The organism is Gimesia maris (assembly GCF_008298035.1).
Classification (GTDB): domain Bacteria; phylum Planctomycetota; class Planctomycetia; order Planctomycetales; family Planctomycetaceae; genus Gimesia; species Gimesia maris.
The window spans coordinates 950,001-967,220 of record NZ_CP042910.1; the positions used below are offsets into that span (position 1 = coordinate 950,001).

Genomic DNA, 17,220 nt, shown 5'->3' on the forward strand with positions numbered 1-17,220 from the left:
TTCAAAGCTTCGTCCAGTCTGCCCAGCCCCGCCAGGCAAGCTGCTTCCCGCCCCATCGCTTCAATCGGTGGTAAATGCTTACGGGCTTTGGGGAGCCGCTGCAGTACCTCGTTCCATCTCCCCCAGTAAAAGTCTTCCTGTATCTGATTGAATTGACGGGATGGTGAGAACAGAGTGATAAATAAGGAAATACCGGGAGGAAGTAACACAAAGAACAGAAATATGCTATGGCCGATGTTCGCATATTCGCGCTGAAAATCAGTCGCAGTGAGGATGACGAACAGGTTCAACAGGCCACCCACCAGAAGATACCAGCGTATCTGCCAATACAGTTTTTTCGTCAGGTAAAGAAAAAAACCGAAGTCGCCTATCGTGCGAAGTGCCACATAGTCGGCCGCGGTCAGATCATCATTGACCGACACTTTTCGGGTCATCATATCCGAAGTAGCAGCCGAAACATCATCGGTATGCAGCACAATCTCCTGATACTCATTCTTCTCCAGCTGCTGCAGAGCCTCTTGCGCCGAAGCGGCCTGAATACATTCTGTCCTGCGTTTGCCGGTCGTGTCTGTCGCCGTATAAAAATACTCGGGCATGAGATTTGACTGTCAGAAATGGTGTTTAATACGGGATTCGAATTGTGTACAAAAGAGAATACAGAAATCGCGACAGGTAAGCAAATTCAGAATCAGGTTTCCGGGAAATCGCAAACATGGCGTTAAACCGCAAGAACAGCCGCCGAATCATGATCGAAGAAGAAACCTTCCGCTACAAAGTTTCTGCAATGAGCCCGGACGATGACAGAAATTTTCGCCTGAATGTGACCGTACAAAGAGAGTCGGGCGGCTCGCGGCTGGAAGTCCGTGGTCTGATAACGCGTGATTTCTGGCTGGATATTTCTGAACCGGGTGTCAAAACCAGTAAAGATTATCCTGTCATCACACCAAGGCACATACGAACGATTGTCAAACAGGCGCAACAGCAAGGCTGGCACCCAGAAGAAACCGGACCGGCGTTTGTCCTCGAACTTGAAAATCAAACGTTGTTTTCTACATAATCCGTCGCGTCGGTCAGCTTTTCTGATTCACTACACGCTCCCTCTGCCCGCTGAATTCGTCCTTGTTCTAGACATCCCGCCTGCACTCTGTCATGCTGAATAGCAGTGATAATCTGTTACCAGCATGAATTCCGGAGACGATTCCAATGAGCGATCACACCGAGGATCTTTCCCCCAACGAAGACAAATCTGTTTCGCGCAGGACATTTCTCCACCAGGCGGGTACAGCGACTGCGGCGGGGCTGGCTGTGGCGCCTGCGGTCTGGGCTGGTGCTGGAAACAAGGCTGATACACTGCGCGTGGGGCTGATTGGCTGTGGTTCCCGTGGTTCCGGTGCCGCGGTCAATGCGATGCAGGCGGACCCGAATACACAACTCGTGGCGCTGGCCGATGTCTTTGCTGACAAACTCAAAGCGAGTGCGGATCGGATTAAAAAAACGATCGGCAACCAGTACGCCGTTGATCCGAGTCAGGAATTCGTCGGCTTCGATGCCTGTGAAAAGTTATTAAAGACCGACGTCGATGTGGTGCTGCTGACCACGCCTCCGCATTTTCGCCCTGCCCATCTGAAACAGGCAATCGCAGCCGGCAAACATGTCTTCGCTGAAAAACCGGTGGCGGTCGATGCACCCGGCGTGCGGTCTGTGATGGAAACCTGTCGCCTGGCGCGACAGAAACGACTGTCGATCATGTCCGGCTTGATGCTCCGCTACAGTAAAGCCATGCAGGAAACGGTCAACCGTATTCATGACGGTCAACTCGGTAAGATCGTGACCCTGCAGACCAACTACAATATCAATGGCCTCTGGTCACATCCCCGCAAGTCTGAATGGAGTGACATGGAATGGCAGCTGCGCAACTGGTACTACTTCAGCTGGCTCTCGGGGGGACAGCTGGTGGAGCAGCACGTGCATGGGCTCGACCTGATGTCCTGGGTCATGCAGAATGAATATCCCGTCCAATGTTTCGGTCTCGGGGGCCGTCAGTCGCGTACCGATCCACTGTACGGTCACATCTTTGATCATCATGCCATCTGTTATGAATACAGCGGCGGACAACGCTGTTTTGCCTTCTGTCGCCAGCAGGATGGCACCGACATCGATACGTCTCAACTGGTCTTCGGCGAAAAGGGAACCGCCGACTTGAATCGGAATACGCTCAGCGGTGCAGAAACCTGGCGGTACAGCCGGGCCCGCGGTCGCAACAGAAACGGAACCCAGGATCTGCCCTACGTGCAGGAACACGCGGCCCTGTTTAACAGTATTCGAACCGATACGCCCCTCTGCAATGGTGAGTACGCTGCGAAAAGTTCGCTGATGGCCATCATGGGACGCATGGCCTCTTACACGGGAAAAAATGTGACCTGGGACGAAGCCTGGAATTCCAAAGAAGACCTGACGCCAAAGGAATACACGTTCGGTCCGTTGAGCATTGCGCCCGTGGCCCAGCCCGGCAAGACACGGTTTTATTAACGGAACGGCCAAATTTCGGTTATTTCTCCGTGATGTTTCTTTCTGCTTTCCGCCTGAATCTCCAGCGAACCGTTTTTTCTCGAAAACCGTTACTGGAGCGGCACTTTAATGATATCCCACTTTTCCAAGACGCGGACCGTGATCTACTGGAGCGTACTGCTGTACTCGGTTCTGTTTATACCTTATTGCCATTGGGAGATTGCGTCTTACACAGGCGGATGCATGGATGGGAATTTACTTGGGCTACTCGTTTTCTGTTATTTTGCCACGCTCTTCATTTCGGCAGTGGGCCTGATCGATACGCTCGCACTGATCTTCCGCAGTGTCCGGGATCGGGTTTCTCCGCCGTTTTTCTTCCGTGCCTTCCCGATCAATTTCGGTCTGTTGGCGCTCATGTGGTTTTTTATGAAAGTGTGCCTGCTCTGACAGGTATGCAGAGACAACGGAAACACTGATTGATGAACCAACTGCAGGAACAGTAAAGGATACCGATGAAACTTGCAGAGCGCATACCGACGTTTGTCCGGTGGTATCAAATGGGAAACCGTTTGGTTCAGACGGGCTGTCAGCGCCTGGCAACCATCCCCCGGATGCCTTACCTTGTTTTTCTGGTAGCGGCGGTTATCGCAACATCAATTGTACCAATTGCTTTTACATCAATGTTGGCAGGGCCTGTGTTCATTATGAGCTCCACCCCCATTTGCCTGCCCGTAGTGGCAGGGAACCTGGCGCTGCTGTTCTGGAGCAGGAAACAGACTTTGGTTCGACCTTCACTACTGCTGCGATTACTCATTCTGGCGCTGGTGATGGAAGGCTTCTTTCTGATCTTCCGCTATCGAAATCCTCCGCAAAATTCCGGGTATGCATCAACGGAGGCATTGATGTACGTGTGGCTGTATGGGGGTCAGTGTATTTTGTTACTCATTCTTGAGCCGGGGTTGCGCTGGTGGCAGCGTCGGCGACTGTCAGACAAGACCGAATCCTTCTTCAGCCATCCTCTGTCTTGAGCTTTTCCTGCAGCTGCGCTACATCCTGCTTCAGTTTGCGGATGCGCTGGTTGTTCCTGCGGACGTTGTAGATCAGGTAATACAGGACAAATAACACCAGGAATTGGAAAAGCGTCATGATCAGATCCCGTCTGTGTTGCGGGCGAAGAGGAAAGCGATGAATGCCGGGGGTGCTCAAGTGAACGTAGACCGGTGTCAGAGAGGATTAAAATTATTGAGTCATTCACAGGCCGTACTCTGACTTATCAGATTTCCACGCGGAGCAGATCGCAGTCATTCAGATATGGACTCGGCACTGTTGGCAGGTTCAAATAAGGTCATTGATGCCGTCTGAAGCGGGGATCGATGTGGTTTTCAGAAAAAACTCCATTAAAAAACAGACAAATCACGTAAGAAACAGGATCAAGTGGTACGCCCTGACTCCGTTGCTACTGACTGAAAGAGCGCAGTAGCAACGTTGGCTCAAAGTCCGTTATAACGAGAGTCATAGTCCGAATCAGGCGAGCCGTGGGAGATGCCGGTTCAGTCAAAAACAGGCTGAAGTCCCGGCATTGTTTGCGTTTAGCCGAATCTTGGTTTACAATAATTTGCTTAGAGGTTCTGGACAAAACTACCGGTAGAAAAGTCGATTCATAATTGACTTCCACGCTGCCAGTGTGGAAAATATCAATAGAGTCAGGTCCTTTCGTTAACGAATTTAAAAGCCCAATCCCGTCAATCAAGCATCAGGCTGGGGTAGCGACATTCACATTCAGGGAGTTATCGATGCGCAACTTCGTACCAGATTCCAAGCACTCATCCCGTCGTGGATTTACTCTGATCGAGCTATTGGTGGTGATGGCTATTATCGCGCTGCTGGCGGCGATGCTGCTGCCTGCGATTCAAAAAGCACGCGAAAGTGCCCGTCGGACTCAGTGCATCAATAACCTGAAACAGCTGGCTCTTGCCGCACAAAACTACGAAGGGGCTCACCGCTGCTATCCTTCAGGTTGGATTAATAGCAAACTCTATGATGATATGGGGGCTCTGATAGGAAATTACGACAATGCAAATGTCGCCTTTTCCGAAATGGTGCTGTTTGATGTGCGTCAATCACAACAAAGTCAGATGCAGAAATATAAACTCACGGAATGGGAACTCTCTCCCTATTGGGGCTGGCAGGCATTATTGCTGCCTCAAATGGATCAGACCACGGTTAACATCAATTACCAGACCGACAAATTTTCGGATGACAGCAAAAACGCGAGTACCGTTGCCATTGAGAGTTATGTCTGTCCCAGCGCATCGCTGCCTGCTAATCGTCCCCGCGGTTTGGGGTATGCGACGTATCGAGGCGTCGGCGGAACTCTGGAAGGATTTGAAAGTGAAGCTCCTTATTCAGCGATTTTCCAGGGTGGCGTATATAATGGTAATAGTGCCGTGAGTGAACGCGACATCGGTGATGGAATGACGAATACCTTGATGTTTGGTGAATCGGCGTTTGGTTTCTGGGCGGACAGCCATAGCGCGGTATCAGGGTTTGTGACCAGCACTGGAGGGACTGACTTCCACAGTGGTCAGAATTTTGACGGCGTTCCCGAGCGTAGCGGTCAAACTGGTGCTCCGTACCATATGACCTTTGGTTCCTGGCACGGTGATTTGGTTCACTTTGCGCTCTGTGATGGGTCCGCCAAATCAATGGCAACAAATATCGATCGAAATCTTTTCCGTCAGCTCTGTGTTCGCAACGATGGCGAGCGTATGACCGGCGAATGGTAGGCGCTTCTGAATCAGGCACGTTCTACAGGGAAAGCAATCACTTCCTGAAGAGTCTGCTTTCCTAAAGCGAGCATAAACAAGCGGTCCAAACCCAGCGCCGTGCCTGCACATGCGGGTAACCCAGCTTCCATCGCCTGCAGAAGATAGCTTTCTGCAGGCAACGCGGGGCGTTTCTCCCGTTTTCGTATATCAGACTGCTGTCTGATCCGCGTCCGCAGTTCAGCCGCATCCGTTAATTCATGATAGCCGTTACAGATCTCTACGCCCTGCAGGTAGAGCTCAAAACGCTCTGCCACTCCTGCTGAACCGTCTTCCTGTCTGATGCGCGCCAGGGCGGCCTGAGAGGCGGGATAATCGTAGATGAAGACGGCCCCTTTCTCGCCGAGCGCCGGTTCGATCAGTTCCACCAGCAGCAGGTTCTGCCAGCTCAGGCAGTCAGTGGTATCAAAATCTGCTGGAACAGAAATCGAATGTTGTTCTGCGGTCTGCCGGAACTCTTCAGCCGTCGCATTCAGTGCCGAGAGGCCTGCAAACTGGAGAAATGCGTCTTCGTAGGCGTATCGCGTAAATGGTTGGTCGGGAAGTTCGCTGTGCCGATTTGAATCGGTTACGGTAGCAGCTTCAGCGTAGACGTCCCGCACAAGTGCTTCAACGAACGTCATCTGATCGTGGTGCGTTTCGCCCCGCCGATACCATTCCAGCATGGCAAATTCCGGGTTGTGGCGTTCTCCCCGTTCTGCCTGTCGGAAGGCGTGTGTGATCTGATAGATCTGATCTGCGCCAGCCGCCAGTAAGCGTTTCATGGCGAATTCCGGCGATGTCTGCAGATATCGTGGTTCTCCCGGATTGTCAGTTGTGCCCTCCGCTGCATGCCAGTGAGTAAGGAACGGATCGATATAGGCATCAACCACGGTATCGCGGGAGAGCAGGGGGGTTTCGACTTCCCAGTATCCACGGGATTCAAAGAAGGTCCGAATGGCGCGCAGCAGCTGGCTGCGTTGCTGCAGCGTTTCTATGGTTGCGGTGGGCAGATAGTCGGAGTGGGACTGATTCATTGGTCAGAAGCTGAATGATCTTCGCGAGAGAATATTGAGCGAATGGTTTCGATTCGTTTCCGGTTCACACCCAGATCCGAATGGCCGATACGGGATGCAGAGCGGACCTGGATCACATTCTGACGGGAATCAAACAGAAACTCAACATCGTCCACGAAACCGAAGAGAAAGGAGCGAAATTCAGCCCTCAGATAATCACCCTCCTGGGTCACAATCAGGCATCCCTGCTGCTGTTTGAGCACATCCAGCAGACGCTGGCGCGCTTCAGCCACCGTTCCCGTGAAGTGCAGCGGGGCAATCTGATGCAGTTCGCTCTGGTCCTGTGAGCAGACACAGTTGGGAGAATCAGGGCAGGGAGCGAGTCTGCCCTCAACGGCGCCCGGTTGAGTCACAGGTTTCGATACCCAGTTGATGCCGAGAATCAGCAGGTAAGCGGCTAATAAAAAAGAGACGCACCAGAAAATCAACATGTTTCTAATACGTCTCCTGTTAGCTTGAGCAGGCGGTGTTGTGTTTATGGGTCTTGATCCATTTCCGAATCTGGAGCCTGAGACTGATCAGGTTCGTCTGTCTGTGATTTGTATCCTGGTTTCTTAAACAGATCTTCTTTCAGAGATTGTAACTGTTCCTCCTCGGCTGACAACTGTTCCCACTGTTCAGAAAGTGAATCCACCTCTTCATTCAAGGCGTCCAGAGTAAATTTCTGTTGTTCCGGCAAGTTCGCAGTCGGGGGAGTCGGTACCGTTACTGCTGCTGGCTGTTCTGCTTCTTCAGGGATTTTACATGAGAGTAAACCGCGTGCTTCATTCCAGCCTCGCAGAAACTGGGCTGTCGATGCAATCGTGACAGCCAGCGCGGCCCACTTGAAGATGCCCAGGCTGTTGGATCCCCAGAATGCTTCTCCGAAGATGATGAGAGAGAACAGAACACAGAGCCCGCTCAAGATTCCTTTAAAGATCAGATCTGTTTTCTGATGTTTGAGTGAATGCCGGGCGATTGCCATGCGGGCAGAATAATTGGCGACATCCCGGAAGGAATTCATGGCGTTGCGGACGGCATCTTTATCCTGCTGATGCGCAGGTGCCTGTTTGAGGGTTGCCAGTTTTTCTTCCATGGAGACGCTGGAATTCAGCGCGGCGCTGTCCGACGAACTGGCCACTTGAGGTTGTAAAGTAGAACTGGTCTTCGTTGCGGGTTTCTGACTGGTGTGTCCCGCTGCGGAATTGGGCTTGGCAGACTGTGTCGACTCGGATTTTCCACGGGAGCGTGCCAGCAGCTGTTCCATATAGGCGGCAATCGAGTTGGAATCTTCTGCGTTGTCCAGTTCATCCTGTGTTGGTTCACTTTCTGTTTGAGCAGACTGAAACTGCTCCTCGGGTAGAAACGAATCCGCCTGGTACGCGGGAGCAGCTTCCCCTGCAGTGGCGTCATTTTTCTCATTGAAAAGATCCAGCAGGCTGGTTGTTTTTAGAGGAACTGCCGGTTCTGCTTCGGTTTCTGTTTCGAGTTCGGACTCCGCATAATCATTAATAAATGACTGCAGCAGTGACCCGGTTGCCGGCGTTTCAGTTTCTGTACCGGAAGTGAAAGGGGCTTCTGTTTTGCTCTCTTCAGGTAGAGTCTGACACGCTGATGAGTCTTCTGTTGTGGAAAGGCCATCAGGCGCGGAAGGGTTGTCAGGAGATGTCAAACCAACTTCGGCCAGCAGACTTTCCTTCTCGGCGAGCTGCTGCTCACGAATCTCTAAAATTCGTTCACGGTCTTCCAGTTCTCCCCGGTCCTTTTCAAATTGAACCTGGTTCGATTTCAGCTGTTCCCGCTGGCGGGCTATCTCCTCACGATCAATGCTCAGCTGGTCATGATCCAGGGCCAGTTTTTCTTTTTCATGAGCCAGGTCTTCCAAAGCGGCCTGCGTGTCAGAAGCTTCTGTCTGTTGTGTAAGCAGTTCTTCTTCCCGCTTTGATAATTGTTCTTCCCGCTGTTTCAGTTCTGACTGTAATTCTTCCAGTTCGGTTCGCTGTAGTTCCAGTTCTTCCTGTTGCTGTTGAAGTTCTAACTGCCTGGCAGCAGTGGAGTCTTGCTCTTCTTCTGACGGTTCACTGGGAGTTGCTTGCGACTGCAGTTCTGCCTGGAGTTCGTTGACTTGTTGTTCCCTGGCTGTCAGTTCTGCTTCGCGTGTTTTGATTTCCTGCTCGCGGGCTGTTACTTCTTCCTGCTGTCGTTCGCAGGTTAAACGTTCCTCTTCGAGATCCGTTTTCAATTTCGAGAAATCAACCTGTTCTGTTTCCAGCTGCTCACGCGCCTGTTCGAACTCAGCCAGTGATTCCTGGAACGCCGCCTGTTCCTGTTCCCATTCCTGTTTCTGTTCTGCAAGCGCGTCCTGTAAGGACTTGAGTTCTTCCTGCTGTGAAGCGAACTGGCTTTCCCGCTCTGCAAAAGTAAGCAGTTCTTCCTGCAGTTTCTGCTGCTGATCCTGTAACTCGGACTGAGAGAGTTTCAATCTATCCTGTTCGGTCGTCAGCTGCACCCGGTCACATGCGAGCTGTTCACGTTCCCGGTTCACTTCTTCGAGTGATTCCTGCGATGCCACAGCTTCTGCAGCGCTGCTCAAGTCTGACTGTTTTGTTTCCAGCTGTGTTTCCTGTTCAGCAAGCAGCTGTTCCCGTTTTTCCAGATCCTGCTTCTGAAGTTCAAGTTCTGTCTGTAACTGTTCCAGATCAGCCTGTTGTTGATCCAGCTTCCGTCGAGCTGCTTTCAGTTCATCCTGATCCTGTTCCAGAGTCTGTCGTGCATTATCCCACTCGGATTGTGCATTCTCGAAAAGAATCTTCTGTTCTTCAAACTCGGTAACCTGCTGGCTCAGTGTTTCGCGTTCATCCTGTAATTTCTGCTGTTCTGATTCGAGCGCGGTGGTTCGGGAAGTCAGTTCGGCCTGTAACTGCTCCAGCTGTTCCTGTTGTTCCGAAATGCTGTTCTGACGTTTCGAAATTTCGGCTTCCAGTTCTGTCAGAGCCTCGCTCTTCTGCTCTAATTCTGTCTGGAGTTCCTGTGTTTTCGCCTGCTCTTCAGACAGCGTATTCTGTTGATGCTGAAGTTCGGTCTGCTGTTCTTCCAACTGCTGGCGATTGACTGCCAGCTGCTCCAGATCCTGCTGAAGTTGTTGCTGCTGTCGTTCCAGTTCTGTCTGCTGTTCGCGTTGCGCGGCCAGTGTCTGTTGTTCCGCATCGAGTGACTGTTGCTGTCTGTCCAGTTCCTGTTTCAACGTCTGCAGTCGTTGCTGTTCTGTTTCCAGATTGGCTTCGCGTTCGGACAGGCGGCTCTGTTCTTCCTGCAACTGCTGTTCCTGTGCCAGGCAGGCCTGCTCTACCTGTTCTGTAGAATGGAGCTGCTGTTCCTGTTGTTGAATTGCTGCTTCCAGATGTGCCTGTTCCGTTTCCAGTTCTGTCCGCGTTGCGTTTTGCTGTGCTTCCAGATCCAGCCACCCATGGGCCAGCAGTCTTGATTCGTCAGACAGTGCTTCCTGTTTTGATAACAGTGCGTTTTCCAGGTGGGTCAGTTGCTGCTGTTGTTGATAAACCTGATCCTGATGCGAAAGCAGTTCTGCCTGTTCCTGTGTGATCTCTCCTTTGAGCAGGTCCAGTTGCTGCAGTTTCTGATCCAGTTCCAGAATGGATTCGTCAAAAGACCGGGAGGAAGCATCAAATTGAGGCTGTGGAGGGTTCTGGGCCGCCTGCTGTTTCTCTGCCATCAGTTGCTGCTGCCATTGTGCCAGTTCGGCTTCCTGCAACTGCATTTCCTTCTGCAGCTCCTGTTGTTCTGTTTCAATCTGTTTGATCAGTTTCTGTCGTTCCTGCAGCGCACTTTGAAAGTTTGCGATTTCCATCAGTTCGGCAGGGATTTCAATCTGCTGGCTGCTGGTGGAACCGGTCGCGGGTTGGGACTCTGGAATGGTTTCTGAAGCAGAGAACGGTTCAACGGACTCCACCTGGTATTCAATCGGGCCGATAAAAAATCTGGTTCCTGCAGTCAGTCTGAGCTGGCGGACTGGTCGATCGTTGGACCAGATACGGGGATCGATGGCTTTCAGAATGACATCACATTCACCCACAATAATCCGGCAATGTTCTGCGGCAACGCCCGGAACCTGAATCTGAACCGCACAGGTCGCAGCCGAGCCGACAGTGTATTCACCGGTCGTCAGTTTCAGCGGAGGCAGTTGATGAGTTAATGGCTGCAGAGAAATCTGGAGAGAGGGCTTCCCAGTGTTCTGAGTGATCTGCGCATGCGGGGATGATGTTGTTAACATCCTGATACTCCAGAAAATCGCGTCATTTGATTTTTGAATAGAGGCGGAACGGATCCGTACTGACCAGTATCGCGTGAAATCAACGTCGATGATTCAAAAAAGAAACATAGTATTTCTACTGGCATATACCTTGGAAAACCGGGTCGGTCAAACTTTGGGTCCTGCACAAAAGGAGGGAATTCTCTTAAATAAAACTGTCGGGTGACTGGACACGGAAATACCGGTTGTAGCGGTCAAATGTCTGCTGTTATTTCTGAAAATACGATGAATTTCAGACAATATTTCTCATCCCTTGCCTCTCCAGTGGAGAGACCTGTGACATCTGCAGTCGGGATGCCTATAATAGGGGGAGTCATTTTCCAATCTCAAATTCAGGGTAAATTCGCTTCGGGCAATACCTTACCTCGTGCAAAAGCGGTATCGTTTTTATGGCTGACTGGCTGAAAATCCCTTCGAAAAATAAACGACGCGAGGAGGACATTCCCGAGCCCTACGAAATCGTTTGCGTCTGTGGCGTCAGCCTGTCGGGCTACCGGCGGAAAGGCCCCTATCGACATGCCTGTCAGCAATGCAATGAAGCCTATTTCATCCTCCCGCGGAATACATATCCTGCCCCCAAAGCGCGCAAAAAGAAGAAGCAGTTACCGAAACAGCAGCAGCTTTCCGATTTCATATTGAATTCGGCATTTGTGACCCGCTTACGAGAGAAACGTAAAGCGAAGCAGGAGGCCCGGAAACCTGCGGAAGCGAATTCGGCGACCGAGACCAGAGCAGAAGTCTCCCCGTTTGAACTGCCGGCACCCCGGACCCGTCTGATTACACCATTCCGGGGTATCCTGGCGGGAATCATTCTGATTGTAGGGCTGACCGGGTACGGAATCCTGAACAGTCGCAAAATGGAACAGGCCAGCGACGCACTCAAAGCGGCCACACAGACCGGGAATCAAATGCTGGAACAGGAAGATCTGATCGCCGCCAACGACGCCTATCAGGAAGCTTTCCAGGCGCTGACTGTTCTGGGGCGTACCGATCCCGCGGCCAACGAAATCCGCCAGACATCTCGCGAACTGCTGGCGATGAACACCCAGGCGGTTTCGCCGCTGTTCGAAATCGCGGAAGAAGCAGTCGTTCAAATCAAACAGTCGGGAGTCGACAGCTGGAAAACGCTGTTCGAGGTGCGTTATGCAGATACCTGGATCATCTTTGAAGCAACACTCCTGCCTGTCGAGTCTCTGGAGGAAACAGAACAATCCCGGTATCGCCTGAATCTGCCTGTGCTGCTGGATGAATACACGCTGTATCTGGAGTTGACTGAACCGGCGTTTGAAGAGTATCTGGAATCTCATCAGGGGCAACCCGTCATATTTGCGGCTCAGATTGTCGACTTTCAACAGGATGCCAGTCGCCCTGATACCGGAATTATCGAGCTGAATGGCAAAACCGCTTTTCTCTGGTCGCATCTGAAACTTTACAAACTGCTCGGCATTGAGTTCGACGAGTTTCAGAATCGCGAACAGATCGAAAAGCTATTAAATCAACAATCCCGATTTCTGGGACTGACAGAATGAAAAAATCAGAAACATACCTGCGATGCCTGATCCTGTTGCTGGCGGTGCTCGGCCTTCAGACTGTTTCCCGTGCCGCCGACCGCAGCATTCAGAATTTTGTCAGCCAGCGCGAAAAATGGGATAAGCTGCTTGGAGTCCCCCAGACGCTGGAAGGCAGGATCTCCACTTTCAATTCGCTGTCCCTGCGATTTCGCAACTGCCCGATCCCTTTTTATTATGCCGGCAAGACTCCGAAGCTGGATAACTCCGTGCAAAATGTGGAAATCACCGGGCAGCTGGCGCGAGAGAATGGTCGCATTCTGTTCAAAATTACTGGCCTGAAAAAAATGCCGGACGACATGGAGTATTTCGTCACGGAAGAATCCAAAATTGATCTGACCGATCCGCGCGAATGGTATTCCCTGGGAGACTGGGCCAGCAACCGGGCAGAATTTTATAACGATGACGAATTGAAACAAAAGGCACAGGACGCTTATCGCAAGGGAGTGAAAGCGGAGTACAATCAGCTGATCGTCAAACAGCCGGAAACACTGTTCAAACTGGCCGATCGTGTTCAGGAATACAAGCTGAATCCACAACTCTCCCGCGAACTGCAGCACGAGGCACTGGTACTCGAATGGAAAGAACTGCAGAAACAGCCCCAGGCGGATGAGAAACCGTTGCTCAGTCAGATTTTGAAATTCTTCCCGACCGCGAAAACGCCGCAAGACAAAGACAATCCCCAGGAACGAGAGCAGTACCTCAAGAATCAGCTCGAAATCTTTCAGCAGTCAGACGAGGCAAAACAAAACCGGTTAATGCGCTGGTTTTATGCAGAGATTGTGCTCGACAGGATTCTGAAAAATCTGGCGAAGGGGGGGAGCAATGGTTTTGAAATAGCAGCTGCCATTGCCAAAGAACTTCCCGAACGGACAGAACTGGTTCAGCAATATCAGAACATGCAGCTTGATTTTGATTTCAACCGTGTCGCCGAGTTGCCGCGTCAGTATGTACTCGATCTGTCACAGGAATTTCAGAGGCGGGGAAAAAAAGACAAAGCAAAGCAGACGCTGGTGAACTGGATTGAGTCCCGCCGTAAAAAACTGGACCCCAACGATGCAGACGGTCGCGTGCGGCTCGCCCGTGATCTGATAGAACTGACCGATGATAAACAGGCCGCCGCAAAAGTTCTGTTGCGCGCCTGGGAGCTGAATCCTAAATCAGCGGAAGCATCCCTTCTGCTGGCAAGACTGGGATTCATGTTGCAGAAAGATCAGTGGCTCAACCCGGAAGAAGTCAAAGAATTTCGGGATGACCCGATCCGCAAGGCAATTCGAAACGGGACCGTGGTGGCAGGCATGAACCGGGATCAGGTGAAAAAAGTACTGGGGGCGCCCACCCAGATCGGCCGCAGCATCTCGGGAGGGAAAATCAACGAACTCTGGATTTACGGAGAAACCAGCAGTCAGTCGCTGGTGATTCAACTCGCCCGCAAACGCCGTTCTGATGAATTGACGGTGGTCCGGATTCGGAACGCACAGCTATCCCCGACTCCCCTGCCGGAAGCAGCCGATACGGTTGAATAGCCGCCGGTACAAAAACAAGATATGACGCTCTGATGAAATTCGGTTCATATTCGGCAGTTTGAATCAATCAACATTGTCAGAATTCCCATCAACCACTATGGTTTAGCTCGATTTCACCTGTGTCATGTTTTACAAATCAGCGAGCGACTTCCCCGGGAGCTTCTCCAGCTTTATTGCCCCTCTGCAAGGATTGTAAGTGGTGTCTGAAACGGAATTGAAGACAGAAGAGCTACCTCCCCTGTATCAGGATTCTTCATTCTGGGGCATGACAGTCACTCAATTCTGGGGTGCCTTCAACGACAATCTGTACAAGCAACTGGTGTTGCTGTTTTGTGCGCAGCAGGCGCTCCAGTTGAATACCGATGATCAGCAGGGGACCGCGCTCGCTGTGTTTGCACTGCCGTTTGTGTTTTTCTCCGGACTGGGGGGCTGGTATGCGGACCGGCATACCAAGCGAACGATTGTTATTGCCTGCAAGGTTGCCGAAATCATCATTGCGCTGCTGGCAATGGCCGCTTTTTTCACGGGTCAATTATTGCCGCTGCTGATTGTACTGGGATTACTCAGCACACAGAGCGCGATTTTTGGCCCCGCGAAATATGGTATTCTCCCTGAAATGCTCCGCGATGATGATCTGCCTCAGGCCAACGGCATCATTCAGATGACGACCTTCATCGCCATTATTTTTGGAATGGCGTCGGCGGGTTTCGTTAAACAGGCCTATCCCGATCAACTCTGGAAGACCAGTTATTTCTGTATCGGCATCGCGGTCATCGGCACCATCGCCTCGTTCTGGGTTCGTCGAACCCCCGTGGCCCATCCCGGCTTGCCTTTCAGCAGCTCGGCTCTGGGCATCGATACCGAAACCCGCGGGCTGCTGCGAAACGATCGCCGGCTGTTATCGGTGCTGCTGATTTCCTCAGTCTTCTGGTTCGTCGGAGGCATCGTTCAGCCGTTGGTGAACATTTTTGGCATCGGTCAACTCCACATCAGCGAAAGTCGCACCAGTCTGATGGCGGCCTGCATGGGCGTGGGAATTTCACTCGGCTGTATTGTGGCGGGCCGCGCGTCGCGGAAGCGGGTGAACTTCAAGCTGGTGACGATCGGTGCCTGGGGACTGGTAGCCTGCCTGGCGGCGATGGCGGGCTTTGGCTGGTGGGCCACTCCCGAAGCAGGCGAAACTCTGCCGAAAGCCGATGTCTCTCTCTGGGCATCATTTATCCCCCTCACTACAACCGAGTGGCTCGCGCGGGGCATACTCACGTTGCTGGGTTTCTTTGCCGGACTGTTTGTCGTGCCACTGCAGGTGGAACTGCAGACACGCCCCCCCAAATCGCTGAAGGGGCGGATGATTGGCGCGATGAATTTAATCAACTGGATTGGTATCGTGCTCTCCGCGTTGTTTTTTGGCAACTTTACCATGGTGTTAAATGACCTCAACTGGCCGATGAGTAATGTCTTTCTGTTCCTGGCGGCGGTCGTCCTGCCGATTGCTATCCTGTATCATCCGAAAGATGAGATATTATCTCACGATCGCCCCTGAAGTTTTCAAACTTTCACTTGACCCTTCGCCTGCATGGTTAAGAATGAAGAGAGCGACTCTTACTGTTTTGAAGACTGGACCGTGATGACAAGAGAATTTGAGTTTAACCCTGCCAACGTCAACACAATCCTCTCTCAGACCTGGCGGCATCTGCAGGCCGCGATAGAAACAGAGACACATGCCTGGCGACTGGGAACGCTGGCCACCGCTTCTGAAGGTCGCCCCCGTGTTCGCACGGTCGTGTTACGGGAGATTCAGCCGGAACGCCGGGAACTGATCTGCTATACCGATCGACGATCCGATAAAATCAGCGAACTCGAACAGACTCCCTGGATGGAATGGATGGCCTACGATTCCCTCACGCGCGTGCAGATTCGCCTGCGCGGCGAAGCGACCGTGCATACGAGTGATGACGTCTCGGCCGCCCATTGGGAAAAGAGTAGCCCCGAACATCGACGTGGCTATATCACGGTGGCAGAGCCGGGGACCAGAAGTGAAACCCCCGAACCGAATCTGCCCGACTATCTGTTTGACCGTCTGCCCAATGACGAAGAAGCGCAGTTGGGGTACGAAAATTTTGCCGTCATCGTTTGCCGCATTGATCATCTCGACTGGCTGCAACTCCGCCGCAACGGTCACCTGGCGGCTCAGTTTCTCTGGACCGACAAATGGGAAGGCCACTGGAAATTTGCCTGAGAGTCTGCTCAAATAGAAGTTCTGTTTTGAGTGTAACATATCTCTTTCAGGAAAATTTCTCATGTCCTGGCAACGCTGGATATCGATCAGTCTGGTTCTGGGTATGTTGCTGCTCGCGTTCGGCTTAATTATGCCGGCGGTCTTCCAGGCTCGAGAGGCAGCACGCCGCAATACTGCCAAAAATAATCTCAAGCAGATTGGCCTGGCACTGTTTAATTATCACGAATCATATCGCTGCCTGCCGCCGGGTGGAACCATCCGCGAGGACGACACAGCGATGCAGGGCTGGATCGCCATGATGATGCCGTTTCTCGATGCGAGTCCTTATTACAGCTGGCTGGATTTTAACGAGTCCTGGCAGAGTACCGCGAACCGGTATGTGTTCGATCAGAGATTACCCGTTGTTTTAATACCCGGCGTCGAACAGCATTATTCCAATTCCGGTTTTGCCCTGACGCAAATCATGGGAAATCCGAATCTGCTGCATCGTAACAGTGACGTGACGTTCGAAGAAATGGCAAACGGCACTTCATTTACCTGGCTCGCAGGCGAAGTGACCGGTGATTTTCAACCCTGGTGTTACCCCTTCAACTGGCGTCCGCTGGGCACTAAGCTGTGCCAGGGGCCAGCCAGCTATGGACGCCCCGAATGGGGAGGCGGGCATCTGCTGTTTGCGGACGGGCATATCAAATTCTTCACGGACGCCACTTCATCTCGAATGCTGCAGCGCTACGATGCGGCACCCCCCGTTGCGACGAAAGCAGAAACTGCCGTTCTAAAAAAAGTGTTTCAGACAGGCGATTTTCACTGGGACAGCATCGATCTGCAGTCCGATCCAAAGGGGCGGGATGAATATTTTGCTACAAGTCTCAGCGGTTCTGCGAACGTTTTACTCAAGCTCAATGTATACAGCCAGATTTTATTGACAGAAGAAGAACAGAAGCAGCCGAAGAGCTATCTGAAAGGTCCACAGTTTCTACTGGAGATCGATTCCACCACGGACATTGCAGCCGCGCTCAAGGCAACCCCTCTCGTAGATGCCGCAACTTCCGAACAACTGGAAGCGAATGTCAAAACACTGCAGGCACTGCAGAAACAGTTGCAGAAATAAGCTCAGTGCGACAGGGGGATTGTTTCTTCCTTCATTCAGGCACTATGATGGTTATTGAGAGAAGTGTGAAAACTTCAATGGT

The 17,220-nt window shown here is 51.9% G+C and carries 15 protein-coding genes (1 of these 15 cut by a window edge); 10 read left to right on the top strand and 5 right to left on the bottom strand.

All coding sequences use genetic code 11. From position 1 onward, the window contains the following. On the bottom strand, positions 1–596 hold the 5' portion of the coding sequence (locus GmarT_RS03555) for a tetratricopeptide repeat protein (protein ID WP_002644309.1). It extends 541 nt beyond the left edge of the window; only the first 596 of its 1,137 coding nucleotides appear in the window; the start codon lies at positions 594–596; its stop codon lies off the left edge, out of view. Positions 597–712: 116 nt separating this feature from the next. On the opposite strand from GmarT_RS03555, the gene GmarT_RS03560 reads away from it, so the two are divergent. The 4 genes from GmarT_RS03560 to GmarT_RS03575 all read left to right on the top strand — a co-directional run bounded on the left by GmarT_RS03560 (position 713) and on the right by GmarT_RS03575 (position 3,536). Beyond that, on the top strand, positions 713–1,057 hold the full coding sequence (locus GmarT_RS03560; RefSeq protein ID WP_002644308.1) for a hypothetical protein: 345 nt from the start codon (positions 713–715) through the stop codon (positions 1,055–1,057). 146 nt (positions 1,058–1,203) lie between these two features. After that, the gene (locus tag GmarT_RS03565) at positions 1,204–2,529 is read left to right on the top strand and encodes a Gfo/Idh/MocA family protein (RefSeq protein ID WP_002644307.1); all 1,326 of its coding nucleotides are present in this window, start codon (positions 1,204–1,206) and stop codon (positions 2,527–2,529) included. Positions 2,530–2,751: 222 nt separating this feature from the next. Then, a complete protein-coding gene (locus GmarT_RS03570) occupies positions 2,752–2,955 on the top strand; it encodes a hypothetical protein (protein WP_002644306.1) in 204 nt (67 codons plus the stop codon). Between the two features lie 110 nt (positions 2,956–3,065). After that, complete coding sequence (locus GmarT_RS03575) at positions 3,066–3,536, top strand: hypothetical protein (RefSeq protein WP_149302432.1); 471 nt, start codon at positions 3,066–3,068, stop codon at positions 3,534–3,536. Here GmarT_RS03575 and GmarT_RS29360 read toward each other — a convergent pair. After that, positions 3,517–3,654 carry a hypothetical protein gene (locus GmarT_RS29360; RefSeq protein ID WP_002644303.1) on the bottom strand — a complete coding sequence of 46 codons (138 nt, stop codon included), beginning with the start codon at positions 3,652–3,654 and terminating at the stop codon, positions 3,517–3,519. The genes GmarT_RS03575 and GmarT_RS29360 overlap by 20 nt on opposite strands. Positions 3,655–4,301: 647 nt before the next feature. Here GmarT_RS29360 and GmarT_RS03580 point away from each other — a divergent pair. Beyond that, positions 4,302–5,294, top strand: coding sequence for a DUF1559 family PulG-like putative transporter (locus GmarT_RS03580; RefSeq protein WP_052301208.1), 993 nt, complete (start codon positions 4,302–4,304; stop codon positions 5,292–5,294). 11 nt (positions 5,295–5,305) lie between these two features. On the opposite strand, the gene epmA is transcribed toward GmarT_RS03580, so the two are convergent. The 3 genes from epmA to GmarT_RS03595 are packed head-to-tail and all read right to left on the bottom strand — an operon-like array spanning position 5,306 to position 10,655. Further along, a complete protein-coding gene (gene epmA / locus GmarT_RS03585; RefSeq protein ID WP_002644302.1) occupies positions 5,306–6,349 on the bottom strand; it encodes an EF-P lysine aminoacylase EpmA in 1,044 nt (347 codons plus the stop codon). Continuing rightward, positions 6,346–6,819: a DUF1499 domain-containing protein gene (locus GmarT_RS03590; RefSeq protein ID WP_002644301.1), complete on the bottom strand. Its 474-nt coding sequence runs from the start codon at positions 6,817–6,819 to the stop codon at positions 6,346–6,348. Before GmarT_RS03590 ends, epmA begins: the two co-directional genes overlap by 4 nt. 44 nt (positions 6,820–6,863) lie before the next feature. After that, positions 6,864–10,655: an FHA domain-containing protein gene (locus GmarT_RS03595; protein WP_002644300.1), complete on the bottom strand. Its 3,792-nt coding sequence runs from the start codon at positions 10,653–10,655 to the stop codon at positions 6,864–6,866. A 428-nt stretch (positions 10,656–11,083) separates the two neighbouring features. Between GmarT_RS03595 and GmarT_RS03600 the strand changes: the two genes are divergently transcribed. The 5 genes from GmarT_RS03600 (at position 11,084) to GmarT_RS03620 (ending at position 17,138) form a co-directional block, all read left to right on the top strand. Beyond that, on the top strand, positions 11,084–12,223 hold the full coding sequence (locus GmarT_RS03600) for a hypothetical protein (RefSeq protein ID WP_002644298.1): 1,140 nt from the start codon (positions 11,084–11,086) through the stop codon (positions 12,221–12,223). Then, positions 12,220–13,788, top strand: a complete 1,569-nt coding sequence (locus GmarT_RS03605; RefSeq protein WP_002644297.1) for a hypothetical protein — start codon at positions 12,220–12,222, stop codon at positions 13,786–13,788. Before GmarT_RS03600 ends, GmarT_RS03605 begins: the two co-directional genes overlap by 4 nt. A 199-nt stretch (positions 13,789–13,987) precedes the next feature. Next, the gene (locus tag GmarT_RS03610) at positions 13,988–15,331 is read left to right on the top strand and encodes an MFS transporter (RefSeq protein ID WP_002644296.1); all 1,344 of its coding nucleotides are present in this window, start codon (positions 13,988–13,990) and stop codon (positions 15,329–15,331) included. Positions 15,332–15,415: 84 nt separating this feature from the next. Continuing rightward, positions 15,416–16,027 carry a pyridoxamine 5'-phosphate oxidase family protein gene (locus GmarT_RS03615; RefSeq protein WP_157158902.1) on the top strand — a complete coding sequence of 204 codons (612 nt, stop codon included), beginning with the start codon at positions 15,416–15,418 and terminating at the stop codon, positions 16,025–16,027. Positions 16,028–16,088: 61 nt separating this feature from the next. After that, positions 16,089–17,138, top strand: a complete 1,050-nt coding sequence (locus GmarT_RS03620; protein ID WP_002644294.1) for a DUF1559 family PulG-like putative transporter — start codon at positions 16,089–16,091, stop codon at positions 17,136–17,138. Positions 17,139–17,220: the final 82 nt, after the last annotated feature.